General features: G+C 61.1%; 13 protein-coding genes and 1 tRNA gene. 8 read left to right on the top strand and 6 right to left on the bottom strand.

Going from position 1 to position 15,565, the window contains the following annotated elements; genetic code table 11:
- Positions 1 to 54 precede the first annotated feature (54 nt).
- Entirely contained in the window at positions 55 to 405 is a 351-nt protein-coding gene (locus tag RLW41_RS22150) for a hypothetical protein (RefSeq protein WP_409560156.1), read from the bottom strand.
- A gap of 216 nt (positions 406 to 621) precedes the next feature.
- On the opposite strand from RLW41_RS22150, the gene RLW41_RS22145 reads away from it, so the two are divergent.
- Both RLW41_RS22145 and RLW41_RS22140 read left to right on the top strand, forming a co-directional pair.
- A tRNA-Arg gene (locus RLW41_RS22145) sits at positions 622 to 697 on the top strand.
- Positions 698 to 851: 154 nt separating this feature from the next.
- The gene (locus RLW41_RS22140; RefSeq protein WP_414462901.1) at positions 852 to 2,759 is read left to right on the top strand and encodes a L,D-transpeptidase family protein; all 1,908 of its coding nucleotides are present in this window, start codon (positions 852 to 854) and stop codon (positions 2,757 to 2,759) included.
- 19 nt (positions 2,760 to 2,778) lie between these two features.
- Here RLW41_RS22140 and metC read toward each other — a convergent pair whose 3' ends face one another.
- Positions 2,779 to 3,963 (bottom strand): cystathionine beta-lyase, encoded by a 1,185-nt coding sequence (metC, locus tag RLW41_RS22135; protein WP_414462900.1) that lies wholly within the window; start codon positions 3,961 to 3,963, stop codon positions 2,779 to 2,781.
- A 187-nt stretch (positions 3,964 to 4,150) separates the two neighbouring features.
- Here metC and RLW41_RS22130 point away from each other — a divergent pair, with 187 nt between their 5' ends.
- Together RLW41_RS22130 and RLW41_RS22125 are read left to right on the top strand one after the other, a co-directional pair.
- The gene (locus tag RLW41_RS22130; RefSeq protein WP_409560153.1) at positions 4,151 to 5,188 is read left to right on the top strand and encodes an amino acid ABC transporter substrate-binding protein; all 1,038 of its coding nucleotides are present in this window, start codon (positions 4,151 to 4,153) and stop codon (positions 5,186 to 5,188) included.
- Between the two features lie 53 nt (positions 5,189 to 5,241).
- A complete protein-coding gene (locus tag RLW41_RS22125) occupies positions 5,242 to 5,820 on the top strand; it encodes a hypothetical protein (RefSeq protein WP_414462899.1) in 579 nt (192 codons plus the stop codon).
- Here the strand turns inward: RLW41_RS22125 and RLW41_RS22120 are convergent.
- Complete coding sequence (locus RLW41_RS22120) at positions 5,807 to 6,880, bottom strand: hypothetical protein (protein ID WP_414462898.1); 1,074 nt, start codon at positions 6,878 to 6,880, stop codon at positions 5,807 to 5,809. The genes RLW41_RS22125 and RLW41_RS22120 overlap by 14 nt on opposite strands.
- Positions 6,877 to 8,820 (bottom strand): vWA domain-containing protein, encoded by a 1,944-nt coding sequence (locus RLW41_RS22115; RefSeq protein WP_414462897.1) that lies wholly within the window; start codon positions 8,818 to 8,820, stop codon positions 6,877 to 6,879. The genes RLW41_RS22120 and RLW41_RS22115 overlap by 4 nt, the downstream gene beginning before the upstream one ends.
- Positions 8,821 to 8,934: 114 nt before the next feature.
- On the opposite strand from RLW41_RS22115, the gene RLW41_RS22110 reads away from it, so the two are divergent.
- The gene (locus RLW41_RS22110) at positions 8,935 to 9,510 is read left to right on the top strand and encodes a nitroreductase (protein ID WP_414462896.1); all 576 of its coding nucleotides are present in this window, start codon (positions 8,935 to 8,937) and stop codon (positions 9,508 to 9,510) included.
- A 307-nt stretch (positions 9,511 to 9,817) separates the two neighbouring features.
- On the opposite strand, the gene RLW41_RS22105 is transcribed toward RLW41_RS22110, so the two are convergent.
- Complete coding sequence (locus tag RLW41_RS22105) at positions 9,818 to 10,600, bottom strand: NAD kinase (RefSeq protein ID WP_409560147.1); 783 nt, start codon at positions 10,598 to 10,600, stop codon at positions 9,818 to 9,820.
- A gap of 133 nt (positions 10,601 to 10,733) precedes the next feature.
- On the opposite strand from RLW41_RS22105, the gene cutA reads away from it, so the two are divergent.
- Entirely contained in the window at positions 10,734 to 11,060 is a 327-nt protein-coding gene (gene cutA / locus RLW41_RS22100; RefSeq protein WP_414462895.1) for a divalent-cation tolerance protein CutA, read from the top strand.
- 5 nt (positions 11,061 to 11,065) lie between these two features.
- Here cutA and RLW41_RS22095 read toward each other — a convergent pair whose 3' ends face one another.
- The gene (locus RLW41_RS22095) at positions 11,066 to 12,205 is read right to left on the bottom strand and encodes a hypothetical protein (protein ID WP_414462894.1); all 1,140 of its coding nucleotides are present in this window, start codon (positions 12,203 to 12,205) and stop codon (positions 11,066 to 11,068) included.
- A gap of 787 nt (positions 12,206 to 12,992) precedes the next feature.
- Between RLW41_RS22095 and RLW41_RS22090 the strand changes: the two genes are divergently transcribed.
- Together RLW41_RS22090 and RLW41_RS22085 are read left to right on the top strand one after the other, a co-directional pair.
- Complete coding sequence (locus tag RLW41_RS22090; protein ID WP_414462893.1) at positions 12,993 to 14,324, top strand: hypothetical protein; 1,332 nt, start codon at positions 12,993 to 12,995, stop codon at positions 14,322 to 14,324.
- Between the two features lie 204 nt (positions 14,325 to 14,528).
- Entirely contained in the window at positions 14,529 to 15,314 is a 786-nt protein-coding gene (locus RLW41_RS22085) for a pentapeptide repeat-containing protein (protein WP_414462892.1), read from the top strand.
- Positions 15,315 to 15,565: the final 251 nt, after the last annotated feature.

The raw sequence follows: 15,565 nt of genomic DNA, 5'->3' as shown, positions 1-15,565 counted from the left end.
AACGCGGATGGTTCCGCGTCCCGTTGGCTCGAAAAGAAGGTAACGAGATAGCCACTAACGCCCGCGTTCCGGCAGCATCCGCGCCACAATCTCGCGATGGAGACGAAGCTCGTCTTCGGCTTTGGCATAGAACTCAGTCAGTTTGCGCACGAGCATCTGCGGTTCGGACGCCAGCGAATGCCGCAGCTCCGATAATGCTGGAGCATTCTTGCGGTAGGCATCTGCCCCCACCGCTGCCATGCCTCTGAACAACACGATGGATGCCGATGTGGTCGGGCGCTCGCCGGAAATCTCGCAATACCGCAAAATTTGCGAAAAGATGCGCAGACGCCAGTCGTGCAGATTCGGCCGGTTTCTCCAAAGCTCAACGGCCTGCCGATGGCAGGCTTGCTCGATGAAAGTCATATCTCGACAGTGTCCCCCTGACGAAAAAAGCCAACATCCCCGCTTTCTTCGCTAACGCGAACGTTGATCGCTGGTTCCACTCATGATCGCGTTTATCAACCGTCTGGAATATGCAATCATTGCGATGGAATCGCACTGTTCGCGTTGCGAAGACACTGACTTCAGAAAGCGGCGATTGTTGGTTTCACGCAGTCGTCGCATACAGGCGTCACATCTGGTCCCGTGGCTCAATGGATAGAGCGTCGGAATTCGACTCCGAAGGTTGCAGGTTCGAGCCCTGCCGGGATCGCCACACGTTGGCATCTGTTGCGAAGGAAATTGCAACGGTGCCCGTTATTAACATTTAACCTTGGAGCACGATTTAAAATCTTATGCTGGAAGCCGAGCGAAGCTTGCTTAGGTTAGCTTTGCCCACGGTCACCACCGAAATGTAGCGAGTGCGTACCATGATCTTGTCCCCCCGCGGCCCTCACGTTCTATCCAAGTCCTGGAGCGCCCGGTCGCTCATCGGGTCGCTCGTAAGGCCGTTCATGATATGCGGCGCCCTTGCCGTCGTGCCGATCCCTGGGCTCGCCGTTGCCGAAGATGCCGCGCCGCCCCCCAACGTTCCGAACATCGAAGCCGCGCAAGCCATTTCGACACCGCCCGCGGAAACGCCAGCTCCCCTGACCGGTGTCCCGGCGGCGCTTTGCACCAAGCTTTCGACCACGCTGGCCTTCGATACAAGCGACCGCGCCGACGTCGCCTCATTCTATCAAAGTCGGCAATGCCGACCGCTGTGGGTCGATGATAAGGGACTGACGAACGCCGCTGATCTCGTGATCGCCGAATTGGGCCGCGCTGGCGAATGGGGTCTCGACGCCTCCGATTTCAACGTCGCTGCCGCTACGAAAATGCTTGGTGACGGACAATCGTCGCCCGAAGAACTCGCTGCAGCCGACATTGCAATTACCGGTGCAATTCTGCGCTACGCCCATCAGGCCGAAGGCGCACGCATTCCGGAACCCGAAAAGCAGCTTTCCTATTATCTCGATCGCAAGCCGGTCATTACGCCAGCCTCCGGCGTTCTGGCACAGATTGCTGACAAGCCCGACCCTGATGCAGTGCTGCGCGGTTTCCAGCCCCAGCAGGATCAGTTCCTCAAGCTGAAAGCTCTGCTCGCCAGCCTGCGCGGCGAGCATGAAAGCAAGCCGGTCGTGCCGCAAATTCCGAAGCGCGGCGCAATGCTCGCGAATGGCGTTCGCTCGCCCGACGTCGCAATATTGAAGCAGCGCTTTGCGATTGCAACGTCAGGCGAGGATGCTTCGCTGTTCAACGATGCGCTCGAAACGGCGATCAAGCAATTTCAGGAACAGAACGGCCTTGCCGCTGACGGTTTCGTAGGTCCTGCGACACGCGCGGCGCTGGCTGGTGACGATACGAAGTCGACAGCCGACAAGATCGAAGCCGTCATTGCCAATATGGAAGAGTGGCGCTGGATGCCGCGCTCTCTCGGCGATACGCACATCCTGGTCAACGTGCCCTCATTCTCAATTGCACTGACAGAAAATGGTAAGACGCTGTTCAGCGATCGCGTCGTCGTCGGCACCGCCGACAAGGAGACCCCGATCTTCTCCAAGGATATGACGACAATCGTCCTCAATCCGCGCTGGAACATCCCGGATTCGATCAAGCTCTCGATGCTGCTGTCAGGCCGCTCCATCGAAAGTCAGGGCTATGTCGTCATGCGCAACGGCCGCCGCATCGACAGCACCAAGGTCAACTGGGCGAAAGCCAACTTAAGCGCCTACAACTTCTATCAGCCCGCAGGCGACGACAACGCGCTCGGCGTCGTGAAGCTGCTCTTTCCGAATAAGCACTCGGTCTACCTGCACGACACGCCGTCGAAATATCTCTTCGACAAGCCCGTCAGGCTCTACAGCCACGGCTGCATGCGTGTACGCAATCCGCAGGTCTTCGCCCAGACCATCCTGGAGATCGATAGGGGCGACGCCGCGCCCAACGTGAAACAGCTCATCCGTCGCGGACCGATGGACAACGAGATCAAGCTCGAACGGCCGATTCCCGTCCACGTCGGCTATTTCACGGTCTGGGTCGATGATGGCGGCAAGGCCCACTACTACGACGATTGGTACGGCCATCAAAAGCGCATCGAGCAGGCGCTTGCGGGCAAGTGGGACGCAATCGACGTCGCGACGGCGCCGCCGCTCGATACCGCGGCTTTGAAAGCGGTGCGCTTCACTCGCAGCAGCGACAGTCTCACCCCGCCGATGGGCCTGACAAATAGCGGCAGCAGCTATCGTAAGTACGATGGCGGCGTCGGCGATATCATTCGCCAGGTGCTTGGCTTCTAAATGGAAAAGAGCGCCATCATTAGGCGCTCTTCATCCGTTCGAATCCAGCGGCAAGGTCAGCAATGAGATCCTCGACCGCTTCGAGACCGATGTGGAATCGCAGTGCCGGCCCCGGACCCTGCCAGCGCGTCGCCGTGCGGTAGGATGTCGGGTCGAACGGCACGACGAGGCTTTCGTATCCGCCCCAGGAATATCCCATCCCGAACAGCTTCAATCCGTCAAGCAACGCCGCCAGCGCTTTCTGTGGCACGGGCTTGAGAACGATCGAGAACAAACCGCAGGCGCCGGTAAAGTCGCGTTTCCAGATCGCGTGGCCCGGATCGTTCGGCAAAGCCGGATGGAGAACACGGTCAACCTCGGGCCGCGCCGCCAGCCATTCCGCGACCGCAATGCCTGAGCGCTGATGCTGCTGGAGCCGCACCGCGAGCGTTCTCAGCCCGCGCAAGCCGAGGTACGTTTCTTCCGAGCCGGGACAGGTGCCGAGCCGCTCTTTTGCGTCGTCGATGAACTTTGCGGCTCGCGCATTGGCCGTGACAGTGCCGAGCATCGCATCGGCATGCCCCACGATGTACTTGGTCGCCGCCTGGATGGACACGTCCGCGCCGAGCGCCAGAGGCTTGCAGAAGAGCGGCGTCGCCCAGGTGTTATCGGCCAGCACCCAGATGTTCTTGGCGTGAGCCGCCGCCGCAATCGCTGGAATGTCCTGCATCTCGAACGTCTGCGATCCCGGCGCTTCGACCATGACGAGGCGCGTATTCGGGCGGAACAGCTTCGCGATGTCCGCGCCGATCAGCGGATCGTAATAGCTGACCTCCACGCCGAGCCGCGTCAGCATTTTGTCGGCGAACGTGCGGGCCGGCTGATAGACGCTGTCGAGGATCAGGACGTGATCGCCCGCCTCGGCGAATGCCAAAATCGCCGTCGAGATCGCGCCGAGGCCTGACGACGTCAAGATCGTCGCGGCGCCGCCTTCCAGCTGCGTGATCGCCTCTTCGAGTGCGCGCGTCGTCGGCGTGGCGCGGCGGCCGTAGGTATAGGGCTGCGAATAGGCGCGAAGGGCGTCGAGCGTCGGATAGAGAACCGTCGATCCCCGATAGACGGGCGTATTGACGAAGCCGTGCTGTTCGAACGGCTTTCGCCCCAGGTGCACGACGTCGGTCTCGGGACGCTCTCCGCGCTCGGAACCTTCCTTCTTTACAGTCATTCTAAAGCTCTCCGGGCGGGTTCGGCCGTCGTGACGCAAGTTTGGTTGCCGGTCAAGGCCTTGACCATTGCGCGCTGACGCGAGATGTCTGGCTGCGCACTAGGACCGATGGGCGCTCCCGTCGCTTTTGTCTGCTCCGTGTATGGAATGATGAGACCCGAGTGAAGCATTGGCCGGAAGAGTGCAGATGAGCATCGTTGTGCGGGTCTTGGCGGCAGCAATCGCGCTGTTCGTGGTCGCGCTGGGGGTGGCTTCCGAGGCCGAGAGCGCACCGATCAGTATTCTCGACGCAATCAAAGCCCGTGGCAAGGTCGTCTGCGGTGTCCAGGACCATGCACCCGGCTTCAGCGAGGTGAGCCCGCGCGGTGCCTGGAGCGGCATGGACGTCGAATTCTGTTCAGCGCTCGCCGCCGCCATCTTTGGCGACCGTGACGCAGTGAAGCTCTTGAGCCTCAACGCCAGCGATCGCTTCAAATCATTGCAGGATGATGAGGTTGACGTTCTTCTCGGCGCGACGGCATGGACGCTGACGCGCGATACAGAACTCGGTGCGCGCTTCGTGGGTACGCTCTATTACGATGGCCAGGGCTTCATCATTCCACGCAATCACTCGATCGCCAGCGTTCTTGAGCTGTCTGGCGCTTCGATCTGCGTTCTGGCCGGAACGAGTGATGAGACCGCAATCTCCGATTACTTCGGCAGCCGGAAGATGCGTTACCAACTCATACAGTCCGATCGCTGGGAGGATCTGGTCAAAACCTATTCCGACGGCGGCTGTACGGTGCTGACCGGCGACATGACATTGCTCGCCTTCGAAAAGAGCCGCTTGGCCAGCGGCGCCGATCAGATGCTGCTGCCGGAATTGATTACGAAGGAACCGTACGGCCCGGCCGTGCGGCTTGGTGATGATGGCTGGTTCGCCGTCGTCCGCTGGGTGATGATGGCACTCGTTGCCGCGGAAGAAATGAATATTTCCAGCAGCAACGTCGACACCATGAAGGCTTCGCCCTCGCACGAGGTTCGCCGCTTCCTGGGTCTCGATGCCGATCTAGGCGCGCCGCTCGGATTGCCGCGCGACTGGGCCTATCAGGTCGTTCACGACGTCGGCAACTATGGCGAGATCTTTGAACGCACGCTCGGCCAAAGCTCATCGCTGAAACTCGATCGCGGCCTCAACAACTTGTGGAGCAAAGGCGGTCTCATGTACTCGGCGCCGTTCCGCTGATAGTTTCGCCGCAGGGGGAATTGCGGCCGCAGGCGTGACGATGGGGGAGGGTGATGGGAATCCCAGCGACGTATCACATGTTGCTCGAACTGATCGTCTTTGCGATCCCGGTCGCCGTCATCCTGATGCTCCTCTACCTGTGGCGGTCATCCCGGCGTTATCGCCGCGGCGCTTTGCCTCCGGATCGCCTCATCGAGCCTTTCCACGCCGTTGCGCAGCCGTCGCCGGAAGCCGCAGCACCGCCTTTGCAGAAGCCACTCGAAACCGCTGAGACGATTGCAGCGAAAATCGACAGTGCGGCTGCCCACGATGAAAAGACGGCGCTTGCCGGACTTTATCTCGATCTCGCCGCCGCTTACGCCCGCGCAGGCGATCAGAGTGCACGGATGGAAGCGCTTCGCTCGGCCGCCGGGAATGGCGCGCTTCACGGCCCCCATTCGGCTCATGCTGCAGCGCGCCTGGCGCTGGGTGAAGCAGCGCAAGAAGCGGGCGATCTCACGAGCGCCTGCGAGCAATGGCAGTTGGCGCGCACAGCCTGCCTCGAAGGCGGTGATACCGCGCAACATGCACTAATCGAAAAGCGCATGCGCGATAACGGCTGTCCGACCGACTGGGTCCTTACGGATTTCTGAAATCCATCGGCATGCCGCCGGACGTTGGCGCGATTGTTGGAGCGATCGTCGTCGCGCCGCTCGACACCCGATTGCTGTTGTCGTCGGTCGCGCTGGCCATCAGCACTTCGACGCTGATGTTGTCGCCGTCCTTGATCTCGAACGAGTTCTGGTAGAGACGGCCGCCCGACGACGCTGTCACTAGGTATTTCCCAGGTGCCAGCACATGCGTCGGCAGTGCGCCGACGCTCTCTTTCACAGTATCGCCTTCCGTCGTCTGGATCGTCCAACGCGTGTCGGGCACCGCTTCGCCGCCCGCCCGCGTGACGAGCTTGAACGTCGCCTTGCCGCCCGTGTGCGTTACTGTCGTCTCCGTCAGCTTGCCCGCTTCGACGGTCACGTCCGCCTCGATCTTGGCGTTGGCGTCGCCGTAAATCGAAACGATCCGGTAGATGCCGGAATTGAGGCGAATGATCAGGTTCGGCTTGGCGCCGGTGATAACCGCAGAGTTGCCTTCGAACTCATCGCGATCATCGGTGTAGATTGAATACGAGACCGCGCCGGGTGGCGCTGGCTTGCCGCCGATCATCGCCGCGACGCGAAGTCCACCCGCGTTCAGCACGAACGGCTCGAACGGTGGCCCGTCCGGCTTGATGACGATCTTTCGCGTCAGGTTCGCCCGCCCGAAGGCGGCGTTGACGGTATATTCGCCGGGTGGAAGCTTCACCAGCGGGCTGGCTTCGCGGGATTCCAGCACCAGTTTCGATTTGGTCGACCGTGGCACGGTTCGAAAGACGCGCCAGATGAGACCTTGCTCGATCTGCTGGCCGTCTCCCGTCAGCAATGCAACGAGCCGGACGCCGCCTTTCGTCTTGCCGCGCTCAACCGTGGTTGTGTTTTGCCGTTTGCCGCCGACCGGTCCCCATGGCGCAGGCGCTGGGCCGTCAGGAACGGGTTCCTGCGCGAACGATGTCGTCGCCGCAACGAACGACAACGCCATTGCCGCCAGCACGAGCGCAGCGAGGGTGCGCAACCGCTGGCGCCGCGATAATGGGTTTAGACTACGCAACGCTTCGGTCATCCGGGTCCAATCTCAAGCTTCTGGCTCTGGCCCGCTCGGACCTCGAACGCAGCCTGTCCATGACTGTTACGCGCATCGAAGCGCACGGTATATTTTCCCGGTGCTAGGATCGCAGTCGCTTCGGTGCCGGTCGCGCGCCAGATAGGCATGCCGTTTTCATCGGCGACTTCCCAGGTCAAATCGCCGAACGCGGGTACTGCGGCGGCTGTCGGCACGAAGTTGACCTGTCCCGACGCGATATCGATCACGGCTTTTGCAGGCTTGCCTGCGTCGAGCGTCACTTCCTGAGAGGCCGACAGGTGTGCGGTCGCAAGCGAAGCGCTGATCCGGTAGCGCCCCGGAGATAAACTGAGGTTAAGCGCCGGGCCGATGGCGCGTGCAATGCTGACGCGGTCGCCGTCGATGCGGTCGACACGATAGAAAATGTTGTCGTCGGGCTTAGCCGGTACACCTGCAACGAGCGCCGTGATCTTGACCGGCACGAGAGCAATCGCAAGCGTCTCCGTGACCGTCTGCCCGGCGCCGATGGCGACGCGTTTGCTGGTGAGACCGTTGCCGGCATTTGCGCCGATGTAGTAGGTGCCCTCGGGCAGAACGAAGCTCGCCTGCGGGCTGCGCGACCGCGCCACTTCGCGACGGCCGTCAGGACTTTCCGGATCGTCGGTCTCGACCGTATAGAGCACGTCTTGGATCGCACCGCCGTTCGCGCCGGTTGCCGACAGGTCGAGACGTCCGGTCGTGAGCGCGACGTCGAGCCGTTTGTCGTCTCCCGCCGCGAGATTGATCGTCTGCGATGAACGCGCCGCGCCATCGACGGCCGTCACGCCATATTCGGCAGGCTGCAAGTAGAGATCGACCGTATCGCCACGCTTCAAGGCGACAGGCTGCCCGTTCGACGACACGCTCAAGGTGGCGGTGGGCGAGGGCGGGCCGCTCTTGCTGGCCACAGCGCGCGCGACGAGATGTGCAGCGTTGAGCGAGACGATGATGCTCTGCGCTTCGCCGTCGGCTATCGTGATCGTGTGTCGGACCTTGACGCCGCCAAGCTCGGCTTCGATGTCGTAATCGCCAGCCGGCAGCTTGGCTGAAATGTCTTTGCCGACGCCCTGGCCGAGCACTTTCGCGCCGCCGGCTTTGTAGATCCTCCACGTCAGCGGCGCTGTAATGAGAGGGCGGCCTTCAGCCAATGCCGCAGATGCGCGTAGCGATGCTCCGGCGGGCGGTGGCGGTGCTTTCGGCGCCACCGGTTTGTCTGCTGCGCCCGCAACGTCGGACGGCGCCAGAACCGCGAGCTTCACGGCTTCGTCGATGGCGGCATCGAGTCCGTTGGAATCTGCGATGTCGTAGAAGCGGCCGCCCGTCGCCTCGGCCATGCACGCCATGCGCGGGCGTTCGTTCGCGGAAAGTCCGATGCCGATCACCTGAATGACGACACCGGGTGACGACTTCGCGATGGCGCGCGCGGCTGCGCAGGAATCCTGGCGGCAATTGTCGGCATTGTCGCCGACGATAACGATCTGCGCCGGCCGTGAGGAGCCAATAGCGTCCGCCGCCATACGCAACGCCGCCGTCACCGGGCCTGGCCCTCTCGGGCTGAGCTTTGAGAGCGGATCGAGAACGGTCTGACGCGGGCTGTCGGGACCCGCGATCATCTCTACGTCGCTGCAATCACCGCGGCGGCGATGTCCGAACGAGATGAGGCCGACGCGGGTGGACGAGGGCTCGGCCAGAAGCGCGCCGAGCTTGTCACGCACGACGTCGATCTTCGGCCGGTTGGCGGGAGGCAGCCGGCCCCACATCGAACCCGATCCGTCGACGATCAGCATGGCGGTCGGCGCATCGGCGCTCAGAGCAGGCCGCGCCGCCGCGAGGCCGACGGCGGCAAGCACGGCAACCGCCACGAGCGGTGCGACGATCCTCGATATTTTCAGCCGCATCATTCCCCCACCACCTTAGCGCTTCGATCCTTATCCCGACTCTGACTGTAACGGGTGGCTTGTAACAGCCCGACGCCTCGTATAGCGAGACGGGCACGCAAAGGTACGGAACAACCCATGAATACCGCATTTTTTGAATTTCTTGCGGCAAGACGTTCGGTCAAGCCCGACCGGCTCGCCGCACCGGCCCCAACGGCCGAAGAACTCAACAAGATTCTGACGGCCGGGACACGCGTTCCTGATCATAAAAAGCTTTCGCCCTGGCGTTTCATCGTTTTTGAGGGCGATGCGCGCGCGTCGGCTGGGGAAATCTTCGCCAAGGCCTGCGAAAAGGAAGAGCGCGAGCCGCCGTCGCATGTCCGTCTCGACATGGAGCGGGCCAGATTCATGCGCTCGCCCATGGTCATAGCGGTCATTTCATCGGTGAAGCCGCGTCCCGGTGCGCCGGAGTGGGAGCAGGTGCTGTCGGTCGGTGCGCTCTGCTTCAATCTTTGCTTGGCGGCCAATGCGCTGGGCTTCGGCACCTCCTGGCTCAGCGAGTGGATCGCCTACAGCCCCACGGTCCGCGAAGCCTTCGGCCTGTCGGAGCACGAGAAAATCGCTGGTTTCATCTATGTCGGCACGCCGATGGAGAAGCCCGAGGAACGCGAGCGCCCCAAGCTCGAAGCCATCGTCAAGCATTGGCCGGCCTGACATTGAATCTGAGCGGTATCAGTACCGCGGCATTAAGCCAGCATTAACCATGCCCTGCCAAGCTCTCGGCATACGTGTTGGCAAACTCGATTCGGGGAGCCGCGGGATCAGCACCGCCGGCCGGGAAATCGGGAAACGGCACTTCAGACCACATCATGGCCCTCCGCGCGTGCCTCAAGCACCCGCTGGAGGGCCTGTTAGTTTGAGGTTCTCCACGCATTGCGGCCGGCTCCGCGAAGCGGAGTCGCAACGCGCTATCAGAAAGCCCGCCGGCTCGCGGACCGCTAGTCGCCAAGCGCCAACAAACCTAATACCTGAACTGCTCGGCCAGCACGCGCTCTTCGAGGCCGTGCTCGCGGTCGAACATCATGTAGAGTTCGATCGCGCGCGCCTGCTCGATGTCGACCTTGATGACATTGCGCGTCTCGAAGTGGTCGGCGACGGCGCTGACCGGCCGTTTCTCATGTTCAAGCACCGTGATCGTGATGCGCACCTTGCTCGGCACGATGGCGCCACGCCAACGCCGCGGGCGAAAGGGACTGATCGGTGTCACGGCCAGCAATTGAGATTTGATCGGCAGAATGGGACCGTGCGCCGAAAGGTTATAGGCCGTCGAACCCGCAGGCGTCGAAACCAGGATGCCGTCGCAGATCAGCTCTTCGAGCCGCATCTTGTCGTCGATGGCGACCTGCAACTTGGCGGCCTGATAGCGCTGCCGGAATAGCGAGATCTCATTGATCGCGAGGCTCTTGTGCGCTTTGCCGTTGGCGTCGGTCGCGATCATCGCCAGCGGATGGATGCGGCTCGTCTCGGCCGCGGACAGCCGCTCAAGCAGATCCTCTTCCCGATAGTCGTTCATCAGGAAGCCAACCGAGCCGCGGTTCATGCCGTAGATCGGGATCTTGTCGTTGATGAAGCGGTGGAGCGTCTGCAACATGAAGCCGTCGCCGCCGAGCGCCACGATGACATCGGCTTCGGCAGGGTCGGTTTCGCCGTAGCGCTTGATCAGGGCCGCCTGGGCTTCGATCGCTTCGGGCACTTCGCTCGCGACGAAGGCGATGCGCTCGAATTTGTGCTTTTCTTTCGCCATCAAGGCCCTTCAGGTAAATGCTGTCGCGGTTACAAGGCTGTGGAACAAGGCAGGGAAGCTCGCTCAAGTGCCGTCAAACGACAAGCCCCCCCATCTAGATCGTACAGTGCGGGATAGCGGAGAGTGCCGCCCGATGCCAGCCGATGGCGTCGTGATGATTTACGTCACGTTCCCGGATCGCGCCGCAGCCCTGGCTTTGGGCAAGGATCTGGTCGAGCGGCGGCTGGCCGGCTGCGTTAACGTCCTGCCGTCGATGACGTCCGTCTACGTTTGGAAGGGCACCACCGAGACGGCGGAAGAAGCTGTCATGGTCGTCAAGCTCGCAGCCGAGGGTGCCGAACGCGCTGTTGCGCACATCGTTGCCAACCATCCCTACGAGACGCCCGCGGTGCTCGTCGTTCCCGTCACGGGCGGGAGCGACGCATACCTGAGGTGGGTCAGAGACGGCACCGAGATTTAAGACCGTCAATATACGCCGCCGAGCGACTGCATGAGATTGAAGCGTGTCGTGCCCGGACGCGGATCGCCATGGCGGCGCTTGCCTGAGTAAGCATAGGAATTATATCGCCGCCGTTTCTCGCTCTCGGCGCGGCGTGATTTCTTCACCTTGTGTGCGGGCGCGATGTCGGCGTCGCGCGTTACCGGGAGAGCGTCAGCCGCATCGGCGTCTTCGGAAACACTGTCGTCGTCCGGCTCATATTGCAGAGCGGCAAGCTTCGCTGACCCATTGGGTGTCACGGTAGCAGCCGGCAGCGCACCGGTGACGACGGAGGTCAAAGGCGCCATCACCTCTGGCGGAAGAGGCCCACCGATCGACATGCGCCCAGGCAAGGGATCAGCCCGCGGAGCAATGGCGACCTGCGGCAGCGGATCGGTGACGACCTGATTTCTCTGCCAAGGCCGCACCTCGCGCTCGGTCGGCTTTGACGCCACAGCGCGCTCGCCAGCGCGTCCGTCGGCAAGACGCGTGATCGTCAGCCAGCGTCCATCCTGTCGCTTCTGCCGTCTCTCGGCCTGCGCGATGACCGCAGCGGGTAAGCAACGGCCGTCCCCCTGCATGATCTGTCCGGAGGGGCAGTCGGCGGAGCACATCACGTCCTGATGGCTCTGTACCAGTGCAAGCAACACGTAGTCAGGCTGATTGTACGGCAGCACGGCGTTGGCGCGATCCAGGAATGCAGCCATGGCTCGCCGTGTCGATTGTGTCCAGCTGCCGTTGATTGTGCCGCGATAGCAGCCGACGCGCTGCAATTCGGTCTGCAGGTCGCGTGCCAGCTGAGTGCGGGTCGCAGGGTCGGACGAGCCCGAGGATCGCACCGGCGACACGACCGAACGTCCGGCCGCCACGACCGTCGTCCAGGTGCTGGGCTTCGGAAGCACGACCGTCGCGACCTCGTTCGCATTGGCGGCAACCGGTTTGCGCAACGACGGAGACGTGGGCGCAAACGTCGGGATGATGTCTCGCTCCCGATAGGTACGGTCGGGCGCGACGGAAATGCGCGTGACGGCGGCGAGGTCGTCGGAAGGATCTGAGAACGGAAAGAGGTACAGGCTTCCGAGCACGATACCGGCGGTGATCAGCAGCAGTGCACCGGGGCGTGACATGACGCGACTCCACCAACCTCACTGAACATCAGTCACGCGGTCGAAAACGATCGGGCCGGAACGATGAATAGTCAGCCTCGCCCATGAAAATCGACGACGCTGCACATTCCAATGTGCAAGACCAACACGAGATGAGAATGCCTCAAGTCCGGGCGCTTGGTAAACGCACAATGCGTCATACCTTGTGACGGGCGCGACATGGGGCCGCCATGTACTCGCCATGCCAAGAACGATATCCGGCACACGCCCGCCACAATCGGAGGCTTGTGCGAAACTTGCGCGGCCGGTGCAAAACCTCTTGATAACCGGGACTTTTCAACCGCTGCCGGAAGCTCGTGGACACCGCCATATGACACCCGCGTCATAGTCGGCACGTGCTCCTACAATTCTGATTCTTCTATCGTTTCGGATTCACATCGCCTCCCGACTCAGCTACGGCTGAAAGAGAGGGGAGTTTAATTCGCGTAAGTTTTCCACTTTCGGTCCGAACCGGACGATAAAGTTTTCCACTCTGATTTCTTGCGGCGAAATCGTGGCGGAATTCTCCAGTCGGGCTTCGAATGTGGCGGCTCTGGTTTGCTTGATTGTGCGGTTTTCGCGTCGCTCGGCTGCCGATTTGTCATGGGGATGACATCGGAGCTCACAGCCGAACGAACGGAGATCATTCGCAATCTTGCTCGTTCGCGTACCGGAGCTTGGTCGGCGGCACCCTCGGTCGCTGGGACCACAACGACGTGGCCGGTCTTTTTCAATTACCGACCGGCCTTCACAGGAGAGGGCAACCACGATGAGACACGTTTTAGGCGTGTTGGGGGTTCTCGCAGCAGGCGTATTGCTCGCCGTTTCCGCTGCGATGAACTGGCGTTTTGGCTTCAGTCTCGGACGAACCGAACTCGACGGCCAAATCTACGGAGCAGCATCCGCTGCTGCCGACTGCATGAAGGCTCTTGTACCGTTTTTCTTCTTTGCCGCAGTACGCAATCGAATTTGGTCGCAAGCGGCAGCGTCCGCCTTGGTCTGGACGGTCGTAACGACCTATTCCATGACCTCCGCACTCGGTCACGCGGCGTTGAACCGCTTCGATTCGACCGGGGAACGCGCTCAGGAAGCTCAAGTCTATCAGGACTTGAGGACCGAGCTGAAGCGCGCGGAAGAGCAAGCTGCCTGGATCCCTCAGCATCGTCCGTATGAAACGGTGCAGAGCGAGATCGATGGGCTGAAGCTCGACAAGGCATGGAAGTGGTCGAAAGGCTGTACAGAAGTCACGACCAACATGCGGCGCCAGCTCTGTCAGCAGGTGACGTCTCTTGAAGCCGAGCTTGCATCAGCGGCCTCGGCCAAGAAGGCCGACGCTCATATTGCCGAGCTCAAGTCGAAGATCGATGCGACCGCAGGTACGCCTGCGCTGTCGGAAGCCGACCCCCAAGCGAAGGTTTTGACCGAGCTTGCGAACGCGTTCTTCCCGAACGTGAAGATCGAGAACGTGCAGATGGCGTTGACGTTGTTCGTCGCCCTGCTGCTCGAGATCGGGTCTGGATTCGGCATGTACGTCGCATTCAGCCAGTGGCGACTTTATGATCGCCAGCCTAAGCCCGTCTCGCCGAAGGCGCTGACGGAAGTAAGCACCGCTGCGGCAGCGGTGGCGGTTCCGGTGCTCACACCGGTGACCGTGCAAACGAAAAAGCCGCGTTCTGGCGCCAACGACAACCGGTCGCTCGTGATCGCTCTCGAAACACCCGTTGCCCCGGCGCGCGCAATCGAAGCTCCGCCCGCAGAAGTGCATCAGGCAGAGCCGACGGTTGTCGAAAGCAAGGTCGTGGCGCCGGTTGCGCGCCTCGTCCCCGAGAACAACACCGAACGTTTCTACAAGGAGAATGTCGAGGTCCGCGATGGATCAAGCGTAACGGCTACTGAACTCTATGAAGACTATTGCTCTTGGTGTGACTCTAAGAACAAGGAGCCTGCAGCACTTCCGAGCTTTGCACGTGAATTCGCCGAGCTTGGCGTGAAAAAGGAGAAGGTAGCCGGACGAGTCCGGTACATCGGTATCGCACTAAAATCCGACACGGCACTCGAGGAGGTTACGAAATCGCTGACCTTCGGCACGGTCGCAGCCTAAGCGCTGCCTCCTAGAAACGAAAGGCCCGCTTCGGCGGGCCTTTTTTGTTTTGGGGGGAGCAAACGCACCGATTACTTGCTCAGGATCCGGCAGCCCATCATTAACATTCGGTTCGGTCGTCCCAATCTAATCAGCGTGACTTTGGTCACATACGCCGGTGCCATATTCGGCTTTCTTGCGAAATGCAGATCCTGGAGAACTGACATGAAGAGAGCATTGGCAGTCCTAAGTTTCTTGATTTTAGGCGCCCCCGCAGTTGCCGCGCAAAGCATGACCGACATGGTCGATTTCAGCTCCGACGCCTATACGAAGGCCGAGATGAGCCGAGCGGACATCAGTGCTGCTCTCGCTAAGCTGAAAGCAGGGGAAAAGCTCGACCTCTCGGGAAAGGCGCTGAACGGACTGGATTTGTCGAAGATGGATTTGCGCCGCGTGAATCTGCAGGCCGCTCGCCTGATGCGCACCAACCTCTCGAACTCAAATCTCGACGGCGTGAACCTCGATTCTGCTTGGTCGTTGAACTCTAATTGGAGCGGCGCGCAGCTACGAGGCGCAAGCCTATTTCAAACCCAGCTCCAAGGCGCAAACCTGCAAGGCGCGGATTTTTCCGGCGCTAACGTCGCGGCAGATTTCAGTAAAGCGAATTTGCAGAACGCGAACTTCGATAAAGCCAACTTGGCGCCAAACGAGGCCAATCAGTCGATGGGACTGATGCGCGGCACATTCCGCAATTCAACGCTCGACGGCGCGTCGTTCCGCGGCGCGAACATGCGTCGCGTGCTGATCGAATTTTCTTCGCTGAAAGGCGCGGATATGACGGACGCCAACTTGGATGACGCCGAACTCGGCGGATCGAATTTCGATGGAGCGGACGTAAAAGGCGCTAATCTCTTAGATGCCGATTTCACGTCCGCCAACGTCAACGGCATCAAGAACCTTAAGCAGGCACGCAACGCGGACAAGGCAAAAGGACTTGCCGTCGTTGAGTGAAACCGACTGTCTTCTGGAGCGACGCATCATTGAGAAAGACCCGCGCTTCGCGGGCTTTTTTATGTGCAAACGCTGACAAACAAGCCCATAGCATTCGAGCGAATTCCTCTTACGGACGGGTTCGGCATTTATGCTTTTCTTATTTGGTGGGATCGGCAGGGATCTCGTTTCCCTATGATCGCAGCCTCATATCTCCGCAGTGAGCGAGGCTGCGAACGGCTGACACCCGTCAAATGCTGCATCGCAAGCGA

It is taken from the genome of Hyphomicrobium sp. DY-1 (assembly GCF_047497105.1).
Lineage (GTDB): Bacteria > Pseudomonadota > Alphaproteobacteria > Rhizobiales > Hyphomicrobiaceae > Hyphomicrobium_B.
This window is presented reverse-complemented; position numbering and strand designations above follow the sequence as displayed.